This is a genomic window from Streptomyces krungchingensis (genome assembly GCF_054729265.1).
The window spans coordinates 709962-728557 of record NZ_JBPUKY010000001.1 but is presented as its reverse complement, the minus strand read 5'-3'; the positions used below and the strand labels follow the sequence as shown (position 1 = coordinate 728557).

Genomic DNA, 18596 nt, shown 5'->3' with positions numbered 1-18596 from the left:
GGGAGCGGTGCCGTGCGGTGCCGCTCAGACGGGGGACGCCGTGTCCGCCTGCTTGCGCAGCCGCGCACGCATCGCGGCGGCTGCCGCCCGGGGGCTCTTGGCGCCGGTGAACACGGAGGTGACGGCGTCGCCCACCACGATCTGCAGGGTGCTGCCCGCTCCGCCGTACCAGGCGACCGGGTCGTAGACGGCTCCGTCGGCGGCAGCGGCGTAGTGCGACTGCGGGACCAGCTTCTTGTAGGCGGCCGAGCGCTGCGTGGGCAGCCAGGCCGGCACATGGCCGCCCTCCGCCCAGAGCTGACTCGACCCGAGCATCGCGCGCACGAACTCCAAGGAAGTGTCGAGGCGTTGCGCCTTCGCGGACGGCGCCTTGGGCAGCACCAGGGCGTGCGAATCGGCGAAGCACGCGTAGGGGCGCTCGGTGAAGATGCGGGGGAAGGGCCGCATGTCGAAGGCGACCTTCGCGTCCTGCACGGCCACCACCTGCCACACGCCGTCCATGAGGAAGCCGGCCTTGCCGGTCGTCAGGAGCGTGATGGCGCCGGGGCCGTCGACGCCGGTGGGCAGGACCTTCTCCTCGACGGTCATGCGCCGGATGTAGGCGAGCGCCTCCTCGGCCGCGCCGGTGTCGATGCCGACGCGCCTGCCCTGGTCGGTGACCAGGGGAGAGCTGGTCAGCTGGTGGTACAGGGAGAGGAAGAGCCGGTACTGGGTGGAGGCGTCCTTGATGGCCGCCACCGAGCCGCCCCAGTTCTTGGTGACCTCCTTGGCCGCCTTCATCGCGTCGATGAACTGGTCGGGACCGTCGATGGCGGTCAACTGCCCGCTGCCGTCGAGCAGTCCAGCCTTCTTCGCGATGTCCGTGCGGAAGTACAGGACGAAGGGATGCGTGTCGAGCGGCACCGCGTAGAGCGAGCCGTCGAGATGCGCCTTGGCCCAGGGCTTGGCGTCGAACCGCTCGGCCGTCATGCCGTGCCGGGCCAGCGCCTCGGGGGCGAGCTCGGTGAGCAGGCCGGCCTCGGCGAGTGTCGGCACCTTGGACAGGTGGGCGACGGCGACCTGGGGAGGGCGGTCGCCGAGCGTGGCCAGCGTGAGCTTGGTGTAGTACGGGTTGCCCCACACGAAGGTGGAGGACTTCAGGGTCGTGCCGGGGTGCTCGGCACCGTAGGCCTTCTCCATGGCGACCATGCGTGCTCCGTCGCCACCGGTGAACGGATTCCAGAAGTTCAGCCGGGCCGACGCGGGCGCGCCGCCGGTGAATCCCTGGGCGAGCGTGTTGCCGCAGCCGGTCAGGGTGGCGCCGGCGGCGGTCGTCCCCAGCGCGAGCGCCGACCGCAGGAGGAGACGCCGTGACGGCGCCGAGGGTGGGACGTGCCCGGTTCGCTCCGGCATGAGTGTGCGTCCTTCCACAGCGGCTGGCCCGGGGGCATTGGGTTCTACGTTGTAATCGTTGATTTGAAGCGGCTCCGAATGGATCGGGCCGAGAAGTTTCCAACGTTGTACTTAGTTCAGCTGCGGTCGTCAATAGGTCGCGTCGACACTGGTGAATTGGTCGCCGCGGCTGGGTGGGTGCTCGGAGCGCCTCGATGGATGCTTCTGTTCCAACGTTGGAATCAGGGGGTAAGGTGACACCGGAACCATGCAGGCGGCACAAAGGGCGGGGACGTGGCCGGAGCACGCATGAAGGACGTCGCCGCGCGCGCGGGTGTGTCCATCAAGACGGTGTCGAACGTGGTGCGGGGCGCCGCGAAGGTCGCCGAACCGACCCGGCTGCGCGTCGAGCGGGCGATCGCGGAACTGGACTACCGTCCGCACGCCTCCGCGCGCCACCTGCGGACCGGCCGCAGCGGCATCATCGCCCTGGCGTTCCCCGAACTCGTCGCCCCCTACTTCGCGGAACTCGCCGCCGAAGTGGTCGTGGCGGCCAAGGAACACGGTTACACGGTGCTCATCGAGGACACCGGCGGCGACCCCGACGAGGAACTGCGCATCGCCAGCGGACTCACCGACTCGCTGATCGACGGCGTCCTGCTCAGCCCCCTCCGACTCGACCAGGCACGGCTGGCGGCTCTCGAACAGACGGTGCCCCTCGTCCTGCTGGGCGAGCGCTCGTACGACATCGCCGCCGATCACGTCCTGATCGACAATGCCGCCGCGGCCTGCGAGGCCACCGAGCACCTGCTGGCACTCGGCCGTCGGCGGATCGCCGTGATCGGGCATCAGACCGACCCGCCGTTCGCCACCTCCGCCCAGCGCATGCATGGCTACTTCACCGCCCTGCATGCCGCCGGCGTCCCTTACGACCCCCGCCTCGCGCCCCCGGTGCGCAGCTTCGGACGGGCCGAGGGGGCCGAGGCGATGAGCCGCCTGCTCGACCTGGACCACCCTCCGGACGCGGTCTTCTGCTTCTCCGACCTCCTCGCGTCGGGCGCACTGCGCGTGGCCCACGAGCGGCACGTCGACGTCCCGCACGACATGGCCGTCGTCGGCTTCGACGACCTGGAGGAGTCCCGCTACGCCGTGCCCTCACTCACCACCGTCTCGCCGGACAAGCGGGCGATCGCGCGCATGGCCGTGGCGGCGCTGCTCGACCGGATGTCGGACGCACCGGTCAACCGGCCGTCCACGCTGACGGCCGGTCACCGGCTGGTGGTCCGCGAGAGCAGCGCCGGACGTCCCTCCACGGCGACGGGGCCCGGCACCGGCGACGCGTGACGCCGTATCCGTCCGACCGGTCTCCGAGTCCGGTGCCGTCGCCCTGCGCCGATCGCGGCGCGGGCCGTGGAGCGGGTGTTAGCTTCGGGCGCATGGACGACAGCGTGTACGTGGGCAACGCCGGCAAGGACGCGGCACTGGACCGGGGCTGGCTGCTCGGGCATTTCAAGGAGCCCGGCGATCCCCGCCGGAGTGAGGCCGTGGAGATCAAGTGGGGCGTCCACCCACGCGGCGAGCGGCGCGAGCAGTGGGTGCGGGGAGAGACGCGCACGGCTCTCCAGGTCCTCGTCAGCGGCCGTTTCCGCGTCGAGCTGCCCGGTCGCAGCGTCGTGCTGGCGGAGCAGGGCGACTACGTCGTGTGGGGCCGGGGAGTGGACCATTCCTGGGTCGCCGAGGAGGAGTCGGTGGTGCTGACCGTGCGATGGCCCTCCGTCCCCGGATACGCCGTGCCGCAGGAGGACGACGGGCGGACGGGGCGGGCGGACGTAAGCACGTGACGGGGGAGTGGCCGGCCGTGGGGCGCGGCGCCTGCATGGCCCATCATCGTGCTTGCGCCCGACCGCGGCCGGGCCGACGGCCGATCCCGCACTACCGCGCCGCCCCGGCTGGTCACCGTGCTGGTACGTGATCGCGCCCTCGCTGGTCGGCCATCCCGCACGTGACCGCACCCTCGCTGGTCGGCGAGCCCGTAAGTGACCGCGCCCCGGCTGGTCGTCGCCCTCGCAAGGGACCGTGCACGTGCTGGTCGCCGTGCTCCTGTGCGCACGCGCCCGTGCCGGTCGCCGTCCTCGTACGAAATCGCGCCAGTACCGGTCGCCGCGCGGCTGCGGGACTTCGCGGGGCGTGTTAGTTTCCGGGCGGCGGCGCGCCGGTGCCTGCCCCGGACGAGAAGTGCGCCGTACCCGGTCCGCAAAGACGACGCACGAGGGGAGGCGTCGTGGACGCAGACAAGCGCTCGTTCGGCCCGGCACCCGCGGTGCACGGGTCCCGCCCGCTGGACGTCGCGTGGGACCACGGATCACCGTCGGCGAAGCACAACACGGATGCCGACATCCAGATCCACGCGTACGACGAGGACACCTTCATCCTCCGGCAGAACATGGCGATCAACTACGAGGCGCCGTTCATGTTCCTGCTCTTCGGACGCGAGCGGGCGGTGCTGCTGGACACCGGGGCCACCGCGTCCGCGGAGTACTTCCCGCTGCGCCGCGTCGTCGACGGTCTGATCGCCGATCGACTCCGCCGCGATCCGCACGACGGGTACGGGCTGCTCGTGCTGCACACCCATCCGCACGGCGACCACATCGCCGCGGACGCGCAGTTCACGGACCGCCCGGACACCCAGGTCGTGGGAGCCCGACTCGACACGGCATGGGACTACTTCGGGTTCCGCGGCGATCCCGACCGGGTGGCACGGATCGACCTCGGGGGCCGTGTCCTGGAATGCTTCTCCACGCCGGGGCACCACGAGGCGGCGGTCACCTACTACGACCCCTGGACGGGATTCCTGCTCACCGGCGACACGGTCTACCCCGGCCGGCTGTACGTGGCGGACTGGCCGGCGTTCACGCGATCCGTCGACCGCCTGATCGAGTTCGCGGACAGCCGTCCGGTGACCCACGTGCTCGGGTGCCACATCGAGATGACGCGCGAGCCCGGTGTGGACTACCCGATCCGGACCACCTACCAGCCCGACGAGCCACCCTTGGAGATGGCCCCGAGCCGGCTCCGCGACATCAGGGCGGCGATCGACGAGGTCGGCGACCGGCCCGGCAGGCACCCGTTCCCCGCCTTCGTCATCTGCCGCGACGCCTGAGAGCCTCGTCATGCCTCGCGACGCAGTCATCGGTGTGGACATCGGCACGTCGAGCAGCAAGGGCGTGCTCGTCGGCCTCGACGGTGCCCCGATCCGTTCCGCCGTCCGGGAACACACCCCCACGAGGCCCGGTCCCGGCCGTTTCGAGATGGACGCCTCGGTGTGGTGGCGCGAGTTCACCGAACTCGCCCAGGAGCTCATCGCGCCCGGAGACACCAGCGTGGTCGCCGTCGGGGTCAGCGGCATGGGGCCCTGCGTCCTGCTGACCGACGAGCACGACGCGCCGTTGCGCCCCGCCGTCCTCTACGGAGTGGACACGCGCTCCGTCCGCCAGATCCGGCACATCGAGGAACGGCTCGGCGCGGAGGAGATCATCCGCCGCGGCGGATCCGCCCTCTCGACCCAGGCCGCGGGGCCGAAGATCGCCTGGATCGCCGACGAGGAGCCCGAGCTCTACGCCCGGGCCCGACGCCTGTACATGCCGAGTTCCTGGCTGGTCAGGAACCTCACGGGGAGCTACGTCCTCGACCACCACTCGGCGAGCCAGTGCACCCCGCTCTACGACACGATCGCCTGCGAGTGGTACGCCCCCTGGGCCGCCGAAGTGGCACCCGGCATCGACCTGCCGCCGCTGCGCTGGTCCGGTGAGTCCGCCGGCACACTCACCGCCCGGGCCGCCCGGGACACCGGACTGCCCTCCGGCATCCCCGTCACCACCGGGACCATCGACGCCTGGGCTGAGGCGCTGAGTGTGGGCGCGCAGAACACCGGCGACCTGATGCTCATGTACGGCACCACCATGTTCCTCATCCACACAGTGCCCGAGCCGCTGACGAGTCCGTCCCTGTGGGGCACGGTCGGCGCGCTCCGGGGCACCCGCAACCTGGCCGGCGGCATGGCCACCTCCGGCGCCGTCACCAACTGGCTGCGCGACCTGTTCACCGGCACCGACCACGCCGAACTCACCCGTCTGGCAGCCGAGTCGGGCCCCGGCGCCAACGGCCTGCTGATGCTCCCGTACTTCTCCGGCGAGCGCACCCCGGTCATGGACCCGGACGCCCGCGGAGTGATCGCCGGACTCACCCTGTCCCACACCCGAGGCGACCTCTACCGGGCCGCTCTGGAGGCCACCGGGTTCGGTGTCCGCCACAACATCGAGGTCATCGAGGCGGCCGGCGGGGACATCCGACGTGTGGTCGCGGTCGGGGGCGGCACCCAGGGCTCCCTGTGGACGCAGATCGTCTCCGACATCACCGGCCGCCCGCAGGAACTGCGGACCACGACCATCGGCGCCGGCTACGGCAGCGCGCTGCTGGCCGCACAACTCGTCGCGGACGTCACCGTCGAGGACTGGAACCCGGTGCGCGAGGTGGTGACGCCCCGCGCGCAGAACACCGGGCGCTACGACGAGTTGTACGCCCTCTACCGGCGGCTGTACCCGCAGACCTCGTCGACCGTCCATGCCCTGGCGGCACTTCAGGAGCGCTGACCCCGTCCGCCCCCGTGCGCCAGGTCCGCGCACAGTATGAACACAACTGCCTCCTTGATGGTGTGCGGGCCGGTGCGCTCCTAGCATCGCCACGCTCGGCGCGACGGCGCGCCACCGAGTGGAGGAGCGTTGCCTTGCGCAGCTCACGTCGAAACCAGCCCTCGCCACCCCGGACACCGCGGACGCGGCACCGCATGGCACTGGCCATGGGCGTCGCGGGCCTGCTCGCCGGAGTGGTGAGCGGCACCGTCCCGGCGCAGGCCGCCCCGTCGGGACCCGGGATCACCACCTGCCCGGCAGGCGTCGGCGACAAGGCGACCTGCTACACGGGCCGGGACTCCGACGGCGCGTACTACGCGATCGCCGTCCCCAAGCAGTGGAACGGTTCGCTGGTCGTCCACGCGCACGGCGGGCCCGACCTCGGCGACGAGTCCGATCCCCAGCGCAGCGTCGGCGACCTGGACCGCTGGGCGGTGATGGTCGACGAAGGGTACGCCTGGGCGGGCTCGTCCTACCGCAGGGGCGGCTACGGAACCAGGATGGCGGCGGCCGACACGGAGCACCTGCGGCGCCTGTTCGTGGACGAGTTCGGCAGGCCGGAGCGGACCTACGTCCACGGACAGTCCTGGGGCGGCGACGTCGCGGCCAAGGTCGTCGAGGAGTACGGCAAGAAGGGCGGCCCCTACGACGGAGCCCTGCTCACCAGCGGCGTCCTGGCAGGCGGTTCCCGGGGATACGACTACCGCGTCGATCTGCGCGTGGTCTACCAGTACTACTGCCGGAACCTGCCGCGCCCCGACGAGCCGCAGTACCCGCTGTGGCAGGGCCTGCGCCCCTCCTCCACGCTCACGACGGCAGGGCTGCGTGCGCGTCTCCAGGAGTGCACGGGATACGCGTCCGCTCCCCAGGACCGCACCGCGCTCCAGCAGCGCAACCTCGACGACATCCTCGCGGTGACGCGCATCCCCGAGCGGACGCTGGAGTCGCATCTGCGCTTCTCCGTGTTCACCTTCCGCGACATCGTGCACAACCGGCTCGGCGACCGGAATCCCTTCGACAACGCGAGCGTGCGGTATTCCGGTTCGCACGACGACGCAGCGCTGAACAAGGGTCTCGAGCGTTTCTCCGCGGACCCCGCCGCCCGCCGCGATCTGTCCTACGACAGCGACCTGACCGGGCGGATCTCCCTCCCGGTGCTCACGATGCACGCCATCGACGACCCCACCGCGTTCGTCGAGCACGAGGCCGCCTACCGTGCGAGCGTCGAGGCCGCACACCGTGGGAAGCACCTCGTGCAGACCTTCACGGAGGAGAGCGAGCACAGCGAGCTCAGCGACTCGGAGTACGCCAACTCGATCGCCGCGCTCGACGCCTGGGTGCGGACGGGGAAGAAGCCGACACCGCGGTCCGTCGCGTCGTCGTGTGCCCGGTTCGACCGCGTCTACGGCACCGGGTGCTTCTACGACCCGGACTTCCGCCCCGCTCCCTACGCGTCCCGGGTCCGGCCGCGGCCGGGCGGGCTGTCGTGGCCGGCCATGACCGCCGCGCAGGAGAGGTCGTGGAGCCGTATCGACGGAGTGGGCATCGCCCCTTGATCCCGGCCCTGCCCGGGACTCTTTGTCGTGATCCTGCCTGGCACTGCGTGTCGTGACGCAGGGCCACCGTGTGCACACGTCGAGGCCGTCTGCCGGCTTTGTTGATCGTGTCCCGGTCAGGCCTGCGGCCCGGCCGCAGGCCTCCGGTTGCGGGTTGTCCGCGCAGTTGTTTGAGTGGAATTTGGTCTATGGACACCTCAACCGCGACAGCAGCTGCCGCCACGGGCGGCGCCGGCCGGATGACAGGCGGCCCCAGCAGAGCGGCGGCAGCGGGCAACACAGGTCGCGATGCCCGCGAGGGAGGGACTGACGGTGGCTCACCATCACAAGTCCAACAAACAAGTCGAAGGCGACCCGGACACGGGCCACGGGCGGGGCCTGCCGCTGCGCCCCGACGACGACGAGCTGGAGCGACGGACGGAAATGGACCGGGCGGAACTCCGCGCCCAGCAGGCTGAGGAAGTCTGACGAGCAGGCTGATGAGGTTCCGGCCGCGCGTGGGCGCCGTCGGATCTCGGATCCCCGGCCGAAGCGAAGGAGGTGTTCCCATGTCCTCGAAGCGACGCCGTAAGAAGAAGGGCAGGCGCAAGCACGCGGCGAACCATGGGCGTCGGCCTCAGTGCTGACGGGCGCGGCGCGGCGGTGCCGCGCCGAGCTCTTCCACGGTGAGCCCAGGTGCCGGGTCCCCCGGGGCAGGTCCATTCCCCCCGGGGGTGTGCCGTTTCTGCGCGATCAGGATGGCCGGGCGGTGGGCGATCTAGAACCCGAGGTCGCTCAGTCCCGGGTGGTCGTCGGGGCGGCGCCCGAGCGGCCAGTGGTACCTGCGCTCCTCCTCCGTGATGGGGAGGTCGTTGATGCATGCCAGACGGACCCGCATCAGGCCTTCGTCGTCGAACTCCCAGTTCTCGTTCCCGTAGGAGCGGAACCAGTTGCCCGAGTCGTCGTGGCACTCGTAGGCGAACCGCACCGCGATCCGGTTCTCGGTGAACGCCCACAGCTCCTTGATGAGCCGGTAGTCCAGCTCCCTGGTCCACTTGCGGGTGAGGAAGGCGACGATCTCCGCACGCCCGTCGACGAACTCGGCACGGTTGCGCCAGCGGCTGTCGACGGTGTAAGCGAGCGAGACCTGTTCAGGGTTCCGGGTGTTCCACGCGTCCTCGGCGAGGCGCACCTTGGTGATCGCGCTCTCCCGGGTGAACGGGGGCACCGGAGGCTTTGCGGCCATGATGTCTCCCAGAGCCGGTCCGGTGGGCGGACGGTTCCGTTGCTGCCAGGTGTGTTCCACCGTTCATTCGATACCTGGGCCATGGTGATCGCAACAGCGGCCGCCCCGCCGGAGCAGCACACCGGCCGGCCCGCGCGGGCGTCGTGTCCATGGCCTCGGTGCCGTCCGGCGTCCCCGTCCCGGCGGCCTCATGTCCGCGGCCGGGACGGGGAGATGGCCCCCGCGCGGGCCGGAGTCAGGAGGCCGGGACCTCGTCCACGAAGGCCGTCCCCGCGCCGCGGTACGCGGCCACCTTGGCGGCCACCTGTGCCGGGGTGAGGACCTGGTCCTTGACGTGCAGGACGTAGTCGACCTGCTCGTCGTAGGCGCGGGCCGTGGTGGAGGTCTGGCCGTTGAGGTCGATGAGCCACTGGTTGAAGTTGATCGACATCGGCCGCTCGGGCAGGTACTGGGCGTCGTGGGTGCCGAAGAGCTGCCCGTCGATGTAGTACTTGATGCTGCCGCTGTCGATGGTGACGATCAGGTCGTGCCAGCCGGCGTAGCTCTGGCGGGCCTCGGTGTGCTGGTTCACGGCCTGCCAGGGGTCCGGGTTGTAGGTCTCCCAGGACGTCGTGTAGAGGATGTTGCCGGTCTCGCCCCAGCCGCCGTTGGGCAGGTACTCGAAGTCGTACTCGGAGTAGTCGTCGGCCATCGGGGCCTTGAGGTCGTTGATGGTGAAGAAGGTCTGCACCAGGTGATCGCCGTCGGGTCCGGACGCCGGGGCGTCGGTGAACTTCACCCGGGCCGCGTACGTGCCGTTCTTGAACTTCGTGCTCTTGGAGACGACTTCGGTCTGCCTGGTGGACTCGGCGGTGCCCGCGGTCGACGTCTGGAGGTTCATCACCGAGTTGCCGGAGACGGTGGGGAAGGTGACCTTGGACGGGTCCCAGGTGGCGCCGGGCACGCCGGGGCCGCCGGAGTTGGAGCGTACGTTCCAGCCGTGGGCGGAGAGGGCCGGGTCGGTGTGCGACGTGTAGGCGAAGTCGTCGAACAGCGTCTGGCCGCCACCGGGCGGGTCGGTCGGATCCGTGGGGTCGGTCGGATCGGTCGGGTCGTTGCCCTCCGGCGCCGTGCCCCAGACCGTGCTGCCCGCGAGCTGCGCGGTGACCTTGTTCCAGTCCGCGTACGAGGTCAGGGACGAGTTGAAGGAGTAGTCGTCCGCCTGGTTCAGGGTCTGCCAGTTGGACTGGTAGAAGCGCAGTTGCATGTCCCCGGTGTCGGCGCCCGGCGCGAGCGTTCCGGCGCCCGAGGTGAAGGCGATCTCCAGGTAGCGGTCCGCGGTCGCGGTGGGGTGGCTCAGCGTGCCGAACGTGCCGGTGATGTTGGCGCACCCCTTGACCGCCCAGGAGCAGGCGAACCGGTAGGAGGCGTTCGCCGAGTCCGCCTTGAAGTAGTAGCGGATCTTCACCTGGCTCAACTGCACCGTGGAGGCTCCGGTGTTGCGCACCTTGAGCCAGGGTTCGCTCTGGTCGGCGGTGGCCCCGCCGGAGCTGGTGCGGTACTGGACGGCGAGGCCGTCGGCAGCGGCGGCGGTCGCGTTCATCGGGACGGCGGCCAGGGCGGTGCTGCCCAGGAGCGCCGACAGGGCCAGGGCCACCCGGCGGCGGCCGGTGGCGGGACGGGTTCTCATCCGGGTTCCTTTCGGGGAGTCTCCCGCATCCGGCGGGAGGATCGGGGGGTATCCGGAGCGTTTTCGGGCGCGCCGCGCCGCTGGGCGTGGAACACGTCGGCGGACGTGACGCGTGGGCCTCGGCCCAGGGAGGGGCGGGCCGATCGGGGGGCCTTCAAGGAGTGGCAGGGCCCAGGGGGATCCGTGTGAGGGCAGTGGAGCGCGGCGCGGCGGGCACGGCGCTCAGCACACGGCGGTCGGTGGCCACGGGCCGCCGAGCCCGCGGTCCCACGAGCCGGCCGAGTTCACCGGGACGTCGCCGCTCCCGGCCGTTCGGGCACACCATGGGCGGGCGAGCGGTATCGCATGGTTCACCTCTGGGGGGCTGGAGGGAAACTACACACCACACTTGACCAGTTGACCGGCCGACGGTTTACCAGTCGGCCTCGGACGAAGGTGGCATAGACCAATGTGACCGTCAAGTACCCCTCAGGCAAAGGAAATTGGCGCGTGCTCGACCGGCTGACGGGCTGGTTCGCGTGCGCCGAGCCCGACTAAAGTCGGTTTACCAGCAGACCAGTTATGGTCAGGGCCGCACCGGCACCCCGTCCCGACGACGAACGAGAGTCCTGCATGGAGATCGACCCCGCAGCCTCCCGCGCGGTACTCAAGCGCGAGAAGGTGCGCGACGCCGTCCTCGCACTCGTCGAGGAACGCAGGCCGGGCGACGCGATTCCCTCCGAGCGCGCCCTCTGTGCCGAGCTGGGGGTGTCGCGGCCCACGCTGCGGGCGGCGGTGGACCAACTCGTCGTCGCCGGGCTGCTGGTGCGCGAGCACGGCCGTGGCGTGTTCGTGGCCAGCGAGAAGATCACTCAGGAACTGGTGCAGGACAGCCGGACCTTCAGTCTGCCGCAGGCCGTGGGGGAGTGGACCAGCAGGCTCCTCGAAGTGAGCACGCAGTCCGCCGGCGCCAGGGTGGGCCGCAAACTGCGCGTCTCCCCGGCGGCCAGGATCCGGTACGTGGCACGTCTGCGCCTGGTCGACGGGTCTCCGATGGCGATCGAGTACCTGTACATCCCCGCGGATCTGGTCCCGGACCTGACCAGTGACGAACTGGAGAACGGCGACCTGTACGAGCACCTCGGCCGACGCCACGGCATCCAGGTCAGCGAGGCGGTGCAGGCGATCGAGCCCACCGTGGTGACCCGCGGCGAGGCGGACCTGCTCGACGTACCCGAACTCTCGCCGGCCCTCCTCTTCGAACGCCTCACCTCCGACGCTCGGGGCCGGCCGGTGGAGTACGTGCACTCGCTCTACCGCGGGGACCGCTATCGCATCGTCTCCCGGCTGACGCTGGGCCCGCGCACCGAGCACCCGTCACCGAGCGACGGCCACCACCCCGGAATACCGCCGGGCGACATCTTGCCGGGAGAACCCGTCACGTTCTCCACCCGTGGCGAAGTGCAGAACGCCCCTTGACCTGTACGTAGTTCACGCCGACGGCGCAGCGGGACGACCGGCCCCGCGGTGTCGCCCTGACGCGCGCGGGCCGCCGTCGCCGCACCGTCCGCCGTGCGTGCGGCCCGCACGCAGCCGTCCTCCCGGCATCCGGCCTGCCGATCGCCGCCACCGTGGCGTTCGGCCCGTCGGCATGCCCTCGACCCGAGCGGCTTCTATTAAATTAGTAATTAATCTTGACAGGGTTTCGGCTCCGGGCCACAGTCGTCGCCGTGATGCCGCCGGCCCCGCGCGGCCCGCATCGCGCCCCCCTCTGCTTCCCAACCTCCGGGAGAGGCACGTGGCTCCACGCGCACCCGCACTCAGACCGACCCGATCCCGCACCGCCCGCCTGGCCTCCGCGACGGCCGTCGTCACGGCCCTGGCCGCCTCCGGGGCGCCGGCGGCGGCAGTCCCCGACTCCGCAGCCCCCGTGGCCGCGGAGGACACCCAGTTCAAATAAATTAGTAATTAATCTTGACGTGGCGGGAGAGCCACGCGAACCTGGATCCGCCGCGAGCGGGGCACCGGCCGTCAGGAGGGCCGCCCCCGGCGCGGGGATCCGCAGGGAGACCTCATGACGAACCACCAGCCAAGCCGACGGCACGTGCTCGCCGGACTCGGCGCCACCGGGACGGCGGCGCTGCTCAGCGGCTGTGTCACCTCCAGCTCCTCCTCCAAGACCTCCTCGAAGGGTGCGGTCACCCTCCAGTCCAACCTGTCGGCACCGCAGGCCAAGGCCGCCATGCAGGACGTGGTCGCCGCCTACGGCAAGAAGGGTTCCGGACAGGTCACACTGAACACCGTCGCCGCCGAGACCTTTCGCACCCAGCTGCCGACCTACCTGACCTCCGCCAACCCGCCGGACGTGTACACCTGGTACCCCGGCTCGGTCGCCGACGCCTACGCCAAGAAGAACCTGCTCCTCGGCCTCGACGACGTCTGGAACTCCTCACCCGACCTCAAGCGCTACTCCAAGGCGCTGCACACGCTGTGCACCGCGACGTCGGGCAAGAAGGTCTTCGTGCCCACCACCTACTACTGGTGGGGCATGTTCTACCGGAAGTCGAACTTCGCCAAGTGGGGCGTCAGCGAACCCTCGACCTGGGACGAGTTCCTCGACCTGTGCGACAAGCTCAAGTCCAAGGGCGTGGACCCCATCGGGCTCGGCGCCGGCGGCAACACCGCGTGGGTCGCGTCCGCCTGGTTCGACTACCTCGACATACGGATCAACGGCGCCGAGTACCACCGCCGGCTGCTCGCCGGAGAGCACCGCTTCGACGACCCCGAGGTGCGCAAGGTCTTCGACCGCTGGCAGGAGGTGCTGCCCTTCTTCGACCCGAACGGCACCGCCGTCGCCTTCCAGGACGCCACGACCTCCCTGCTCAACGGCCGCAGCGGCATGATGCTGATCGGCACGTTCTTCGCCGACGCCGCCCCCAAGGACGCGCTCGACGACATCGACTTCTTCCGCTTCCCCGTCATCGACCCGAAGGTGCCGCTCGCCGAGGAGGCGCCCACCGACGGCTACTTCGCCAGCGCCCGCACCGGACGCCACGAGCAGGTCTCCGGCCTGCTCGAATTCCTCGCCACACCGCAGGCGCAGGAGCTCTACATCAAGGGCTCCTCCGGCACCGTCCTGCCGTGCCACCCCGACGCGAAGGACGCCGGCACCCCCCTGGTCAAGAAGGGCCGCAAGCACATCGAGGCGGCCGCGGAGATCACCCAGTTCTTCAACCGCGACTCCAGCGACGCCCTCCAGCCCACCGCCGACACCGCGCTGACCAAGTTCCTCGCCAAGCCCAAGGAGGTCGGGAGCATCCTCACCACCTGGCAGCGCGACGCCCAGAAGATCTGGAACGCCTGACATGGCCGTCCTGACCGCCACCCGACGCAAGACCCCGGCCCCGACCCCGCCCAGCGGCGGTCGGGGCCGGGGCCCCCGGCGCACACCCCCGCTCGTGCTCGCCTTCGTCCTCATCCCCCTCCTCGCCGAGGCCGTGTGGGTGTTCTGGCCCGCGCTTCAGGGCTTCTACCTCGCGCTGACCAGCTGGGACGGCGTATCACCGCCGAAGTTCGTCGGTCTCGACAACTTCCGCGAGATGGCCGGAGACGACATCTTCCGCAGTGCCGTCGGTCACACCGTCCTGTGGCTGGTGCTGTTCGGCGGACTGTCCGCACTCCTCGGCCTCGGCGCCGCGCTCCTGCTCCAGCAGGAACGCCGCGGCATCGGCTTCTACCGCGCGGCCCTGTTCCTGCCCGTCGTCTTCTCCCTCGTCGCCACCGCCCTCGTCTGGCAGGCCATCTACCAGCCCGACGGCGTGCTCAACCAACTCCTCGACGGGATCGGCCTCGGCAGCCTGCGCCACGCCTGGCTCGCCGACCAGGACACCGCCCTGTACGCGGTGATCGTGCCCGCGCTCTGGCGCCAGATCGGCTACGTGATGGTCCTCTACCTCGCCGGCCTCAAAGGCATCGACCCGGCACTCTACGAGGCGGCCAAGGTCGACGGCGCCGGACGTCTCCAGCGCTTCCGTCATGTGACGCTCCCTCAACTGCGCGGCGTCAACGCCGTCGTGCTGTCCGTGATCATCATCGACTCGCTGCGCTCCTTCGACGTGGTGTGGTCACTGACCCGGGGCGGCCCCTACCACTCGTCCGAACTGCTGAGCACCTACATGTACTCCACCGCGTTCCAGTCCCTGCGCCTCGGATACGGCTCCGCCCTGGCCGTCGTCATCTTCCTGCTGGCCTTCGGCGTCATCGCCTCCTACCTCGTCCGCGCCTTCCGGGAGGCCGACTGATGTCCGCCACCCAGCCCCGCACGTCCGCCACCGCACTGCGCCGCCGGAGGGCCGCCACGGCCGGCTTCCACCTCGGCGCCGGGACGCTGGCCGTGCTGTGGCTGCTGCCCATCGCCCTGGTCCTGGTGACCAGCCTGCGGTCCTTCGACGACATCGCCGCACACGGTCTGGGCAGCCGGCCCCACTCCTTCACCCTGGACAACTTCCACCAGGCCTGGTCCGACGGCGGCCAGCAGCGCGCCCTGATCAACAGTCTGGTCGTCACCGTCCCCTGCGTCGCGGTGACCCTCGCACTCGCCGCCATGGCGGCGTTCGCCCTCAGCCGCTACGAAATGCCCTTCCGCCGCTCCCTGTTGCTGCTGATGCTCGGCGGCAATCTGCTGCCCCCGCAGATCCTGCTCATCCCGGTGTCGAAGCTCAGCGAGCTGATGGGCGTGTACGACACCCTGCCCGCCCTGATCGGCGTGCAGATCGGATTCGGCGTCGGCTTCTACGTCTTCGTCCTGCACGGCTTCATGCGGGCGATCCCCGCCGAGATCCAGCAGGCCGCCGTCGTCGACGGCGCCGGACCCTGGCAGATCTTCTGGCGCATCATCCTCCCGCTCACCCGGCCCGCGCTCGCCGCGCTCAGCGCCCTGTCCTTCACCTGGATCTTCAACGACCTGCTGTGGGCCATCACGGTGCTGCGCAGCGACACCAAGATGCCGATCACCGCGGCCCTCATCGGACTTCAGGGACAGTACGTGTCCATGTGGAACGTGATCGCCGCCGGATCCGTCATCGCCGCCGCCCCCACCGTGGCCGTGTTCCTCCGTTTCCAGCGCCACTTCGTGGCCGGCCTCAACCTCGGAGCAGTGAAGTGACGACATCCCGGCGCTGGACGCTGCGCACCGAGCACACCGGCTACACCGTGCGGCTCTCCCCGGACGGCCCGTGGGCCGAACTGGAGGCATGGGGGCCGCACGGCGCCGAGCACGGGCCGTCGGCGCTGGACTGGTCGCACCGCACCCACTTCATCACCCCCGCCGACGCCGCCCCCGCCGAATACCTGCCGCAGGGACTGCGGCCCTTCACCGGCGCCGACCTCGTCGCCTCGCGACCGGGCGGGGAACGGGGCGTGTGGTGGACCTTCGACGGCGCCGTGGAGGAACCGGGCACACTGCGGCTGGCGTTCACCGACGACGTCCTGGGCCTGCGCACGACCCTGTGCTACGCCACCGTGCCGGGAACCGACGTCATCCACCGGTGGACCGAACTGACCTGCACGGGCGAGGAAGAACTGCGCCTGGAACGGCTGGACTCGGCCGCCGTGACCGTCCCCGTCACCGAAGGCGCCCGGCTGACGTACCTCACCGGCCAGTGGTCACAGGAATTCCAGCACACCCAACTCGACCTCACTCGCGGCACGTTCACCATGGGCAGCACCCAGGGCGTACCGGGACACGCGTACGCGCCCTGGCTCGCCGTCCAGGACGCGGCCGCACCGCACGACGCACCCGCCCCCACGTACGGCATCGCCCTGGAATGGGCGGGCAACTGGCACATCGCCGCGGAGGCGGAACCCGGCGGCACGGTACGGGTGCGGGCCGGCCGCGTACCGCACGAAGGCGCGGTACGGCTCGCCCCCGGGGACACCCTGACCACCCCCCGCCTCGCCTGCGCTTTCAGCCCGGACGGTCTCGACGGCCTGTCCCGTGTCTGGCACCGCTACGAACGACGGCTCGCGGGCGGACGACTGCGCCGCCCCCGCAAGGTCCTCTACAACTCCTGGGAGGCCACCGGCTTCGACGTGGACGCCGCCAGCCAGCTGGAACTGGCCAAGGTGGCCGCGGACATCGGGGCCGAGCTGTTCGTCGTGGACGACGGCTGGTTCACCGGCCGCGCCGACGACACCGGAGGACTGGGCGACTGGTCGCCCGACCCGGCGGCCTTTCCCGACGGATTCGACCGCTTCGTCGACGACGTGCGGGCCCTGGGCCTCGACTTCGGACTGTGGATCGAACCGGAAGCCGTCAGCCCGGCCAGCCGTCTGTACGCGGAGCACCCCGAGTGGGTCTACCGCATCGACGACCGCCCCGCCCGCCGGGTGCGCAATCAGCTCCTGCTCGACCTCGGCCGCACCGACGTCCAGGAGTTCGTCCTCGGGACCCTCGACGAGCTGCTGACCGGCCATCACATCAGCTATCTGAAGTGGGACATGAACCGCCCGCCGACCGAACGCGGCCGGCCGGGAGCCGGCCCCGCGGACCACCTGGACCTCGACGCCGAACACGTCCGCGGATACCTGCGCGTACTGGACCATCTGCGCACCGCCCACCCCGACGTCACCGTCGAGGGCTGCGCGGGCGGCGGCGGCCGCGTCGACCACACCACCCTCGCCCGCACCGACGTCGTCTGGCCCAGCGACAACACCGCACCGCTGGACCGCCTGGCCATCCAGTACGGCTTCCTGCACGCGCACGCACCGCACGTGATGAGCTCCTGGGTCACCGACGCCCGCGGCGTGTTCGACCCGCGCCCGCGCAGCCTCGCCTTCCGGTTCGTCACCGCCATGTGCGGAGTGCTCGGCATCGGCGCCGACCTGCGCCACTGGACTCCGGACCAACTCGCCGAGGCGGCCGGCTGGATCAGCCGGTACAAGGAGGTCCGCGACGTCGTGCACCACGGCGAGGCCCGCCTGCTCGGCACGGTACGGGACGCCACCTGCGGAGTGCAGTACGACGCCGAGGACGGCCACCGCGTCGTCGTCGCCGCCTTCAGCACCGGACGGCTGGACGGCGCCCCGCTCGTGCCCGGCCGCCCCGCCCGGCTGCGGCTGCGCGGGCTCGACCCCACCGCCACCTACACGGACGCCGCGTCCTCGACCGCGTACAGCGGCGCACACCTGCTGCACTACGGACTGCCCCTGGCGTGGAGCGCCGACCACGACGCCGAACTGGTGGTGCTGACCCGGCACTAGACCACCGGCACACGCCACCCGCCATCATTGCCACCACCTCCGACGAAGGAGCCGAACCACACCATGGACCCGTCACGACGGCACGGCGCCCGCTTCACCGGCCGAACGGCCGTGATCACCGGCGCCGCCTCCGGCATCGGTGCCGCCACCGCCGAACGCCTGGCACAGGAGGGCGCCGCCGTGGTCCTCGCCGACATCGCCGAGGAGCGCGGCCGGGCGGCGGCCGAGCGCATCACCAAGCACGGCGGCACGGCGACCTTCGTGACCGCCGACGTCTCGGCCGAGGAGGACTGGCAGCGGATCGCGGACGCCGCCCACACCCACGGACCCGTCGGCGTGCTGGTCAGCAACGCGTTCACCGTCGACGTCACCCCGGCCGACCGGATGTCCCTCGCTTCCTGGGAGCGGCAGCTCGCCGTCAATCTCACCGCGTCCTTCATCGGCTTCAAGACAGTCCTGCCCGACCTGCGCTCCGTCGGCGGATCGGTCGTCCTCACCTCGTCGGTCCACGCGCACAGAGGTCTGCCCGGACACCCCGCGTACGCGGCATCCAAGGGCGCCCTGCTCTCCCTGTGCGGCCAGCTCGCCGTCGAGTACGGGCCCGAGGTGCGGGTCAACGCCGTCCTGCCCGGCCCCGTGCTCACCGGCGCCTGGGACCGGGTGCCGCCCGAGGACCGGCAGCGCAGCGTCGCCGAGACGGCGGCCCGAAGATTCGGCACTCCCGAGGAGGTGGCCGCCGCCATCGCGTTCCTCGGTGCCGACGAGGCCTCCTTCATCACCGGAGCGCACCTCGTCGTCGACGGAGGGTGGAGCGTCGTCAAGGCATCCGCGTGATCATTGCAGCGTTC

General features: G+C 70.8%; 15 protein-coding genes and 1 riboswitch. Of the genes, 12 read left to right on the top strand and 3 right to left on the bottom strand.

Annotation, left to right across the window (positions count from 1 at the left end; translation table 11 throughout):
• Positions 1 to 24: 24 nt before the first annotated feature.
• Positions 25 to 1392 (bottom strand): extracellular solute-binding protein, encoded by a 1368-nt coding sequence (locus ACSYGO_RS03360; RefSeq protein WP_460385710.1) that lies wholly within the window; start codon positions 1390 to 1392, stop codon positions 25 to 27.
• Positions 1393 to 1665: 273 nt separating this feature from the next.
• Between ACSYGO_RS03360 and ACSYGO_RS03355 the strand changes: the two genes are divergently transcribed.
• The 6 genes from ACSYGO_RS03355 (at position 1666) to ACSYGO_RS03330 (ending at position 8083) form a co-directional block, all read left to right on the top strand.
• A complete protein-coding gene (locus ACSYGO_RS03355) occupies positions 1666 to 2715 on the top strand; it encodes a LacI family DNA-binding transcriptional regulator (RefSeq protein ID WP_460385708.1) in 1050 nt (349 codons plus the stop codon).
• A 92-nt stretch (positions 2716 to 2807) separates the two neighbouring features.
• Positions 2808 to 3212 (top strand): cupin domain-containing protein, encoded by a 405-nt coding sequence (locus ACSYGO_RS03350; RefSeq protein ID WP_426680396.1) that lies wholly within the window; start codon positions 2808 to 2810, stop codon positions 3210 to 3212.
• A 360-nt stretch (positions 3213 to 3572) separates the two neighbouring features.
• Positions 3573 to 3640: riboswitch (guanidine-III (ykkC-III) riboswitch) on the top strand.
• Positions 3641 to 3652: 12 nt separating this feature from the next.
• On the top strand, positions 3653 to 4531 hold the full coding sequence (locus tag ACSYGO_RS03345) for an MBL fold metallo-hydrolase (protein WP_432187987.1): 879 nt from the start codon (positions 3653 to 3655) through the stop codon (positions 4529 to 4531).
• A gap of 10 nt (positions 4532 to 4541) precedes the next feature.
• Positions 4542 to 6020 (top strand): FGGY-family carbohydrate kinase, encoded by a 1479-nt coding sequence (locus tag ACSYGO_RS03340; RefSeq protein ID WP_432174336.1) that lies wholly within the window; start codon positions 4542 to 4544, stop codon positions 6018 to 6020.
• A 194-nt stretch (positions 6021 to 6214) separates the two neighbouring features.
• Entirely contained in the window at positions 6215 to 7615 is a 1401-nt protein-coding gene (locus ACSYGO_RS03335; protein WP_460385707.1) for a hypothetical protein, read from the top strand.
• 312 nt (positions 7616 to 7927) lie between these two features.
• Entirely contained in the window at positions 7928 to 8083 is a 156-nt protein-coding gene (locus tag ACSYGO_RS03330; protein ID WP_234020883.1) for a hypothetical protein, read from the top strand.
• Positions 8084 to 8372: 289 nt separating this feature from the next.
• On the opposite strand, the gene ACSYGO_RS03325 is transcribed toward ACSYGO_RS03330, so the two are convergent.
• Positions 8373 to 8840 carry a nuclear transport factor 2 family protein gene (locus ACSYGO_RS03325; RefSeq protein ID WP_426680392.1) on the bottom strand — a complete coding sequence of 156 codons (468 nt, stop codon included), beginning with the start codon at positions 8838 to 8840 and terminating at the stop codon, positions 8373 to 8375.
• Positions 8841 to 9075: 235 nt separating this feature from the next.
• Positions 9076 to 10509: a cellulose binding domain-containing protein gene (locus ACSYGO_RS03320; protein WP_432174338.1), complete on the bottom strand. Its 1434-nt coding sequence runs from the start codon at positions 10507 to 10509 to the stop codon at positions 9076 to 9078.
• Positions 10510 to 11121: 612 nt separating this feature from the next.
• Here ACSYGO_RS03320 and ACSYGO_RS03315 point away from each other — a divergent pair.
• From ACSYGO_RS03315 to ACSYGO_RS03290, 6 genes are all read left to right on the top strand, one after another.
• Positions 11122 to 11967 carry a GntR family transcriptional regulator gene (locus ACSYGO_RS03315; protein WP_432174339.1) on the top strand — a complete coding sequence of 282 codons (846 nt, stop codon included), beginning with the start codon at positions 11122 to 11124 and terminating at the stop codon, positions 11965 to 11967.
• Between the two features lie 595 nt (positions 11968 to 12562).
• The gene (locus ACSYGO_RS03310) at positions 12563 to 13852 is read left to right on the top strand and encodes an ABC transporter substrate-binding protein (RefSeq protein WP_426680389.1); all 1290 of its coding nucleotides are present in this window, start codon (positions 12563 to 12565) and stop codon (positions 13850 to 13852) included.
• A 1-nt stretch (position 13853) separates the two neighbouring features.
• Entirely contained in the window at positions 13854 to 14789 is a 936-nt protein-coding gene (locus tag ACSYGO_RS03305; RefSeq protein WP_426680388.1) for a carbohydrate ABC transporter permease, read from the top strand.
• The gene (locus ACSYGO_RS03300; RefSeq protein WP_432174340.1) at positions 14789 to 15652 is read left to right on the top strand and encodes a carbohydrate ABC transporter permease; all 864 of its coding nucleotides are present in this window, start codon (positions 14789 to 14791) and stop codon (positions 15650 to 15652) included. The genes ACSYGO_RS03305 and ACSYGO_RS03300 overlap by 1 nt, the downstream gene beginning before the upstream one ends.
• Positions 15649 to 17748, top strand: coding sequence for an alpha-galactosidase (locus ACSYGO_RS03295; RefSeq protein WP_460385706.1), 2100 nt, complete (start codon positions 15649 to 15651; stop codon positions 17746 to 17748). The genes ACSYGO_RS03300 and ACSYGO_RS03295 overlap by 4 nt, the downstream gene beginning before the upstream one ends.
• A 63-nt stretch (positions 17749 to 17811) precedes the next feature.
• Positions 17812 to 18582, top strand: a complete 771-nt coding sequence (locus ACSYGO_RS03290; protein ID WP_460385705.1) for an SDR family NAD(P)-dependent oxidoreductase — start codon at positions 17812 to 17814, stop codon at positions 18580 to 18582.
• Positions 18583 to 18596: the final 14 nt, after the last annotated feature.

Excerpts from the sequence above, each read along its gene's own strand:
- ACSYGO_RS03360 (WP_460385710.1), bottom strand. The coding sequence starts at position 1,392 with ATGCCGGAGCGAACCGGGCACGTCCCACCCTCGGCGCCGTCACGGCGT.
- ACSYGO_RS03350 (WP_426680396.1), top strand. The coding sequence starts at position 2,808 with ATGGACGACAGCGTGTACGTGGGCAACGCCGGCAAGGACGCGGCACTG.
- ACSYGO_RS03340 (WP_432174336.1), top strand. The coding sequence starts at position 4,542 with ATGCCTCGCGACGCAGTCATCGGTGTGGACATCGGCACGTCGAGCAGC.
- ACSYGO_RS03335 (WP_460385707.1), top strand. The coding sequence starts at position 6,215 with ATGGCACTGGCCATGGGCGTCGCGGGCCTGCTCGCCGGAGTGGTGAGC.
- ACSYGO_RS03325 (WP_426680392.1), bottom strand. The coding sequence starts at position 8,840 with ATGGCCGCAAAGCCTCCGGTGCCCCCGTTCACCCGGGAGAGCGCGATC.
- ACSYGO_RS03320 (WP_432174338.1), bottom strand. The coding sequence starts at position 10,509 with ATGAGAACCCGTCCCGCCACCGGCCGCCGCCGGGTGGCCCTGGCCCTG.
- ACSYGO_RS03315 (WP_432174339.1), top strand. The coding sequence starts at position 11,122 with ATGGAGATCGACCCCGCAGCCTCCCGCGCGGTACTCAAGCGCGAGAAG.
- ACSYGO_RS03310 (WP_426680389.1), top strand. The coding sequence starts at position 12,563 with ATGACGAACCACCAGCCAAGCCGACGGCACGTGCTCGCCGGACTCGGC.
- ACSYGO_RS03305 (WP_426680388.1), top strand. The coding sequence starts at position 13,854 with ATGGCCGTCCTGACCGCCACCCGACGCAAGACCCCGGCCCCGACCCCG.
- ACSYGO_RS03300 (WP_432174340.1), top strand. The coding sequence starts at position 14,789 with ATGTCCGCCACCCAGCCCCGCACGTCCGCCACCGCACTGCGCCGCCGG.
- ACSYGO_RS03290 (WP_460385705.1), top strand. The coding sequence starts at position 17,812 with ATGGACCCGTCACGACGGCACGGCGCCCGCTTCACCGGCCGAACGGCC.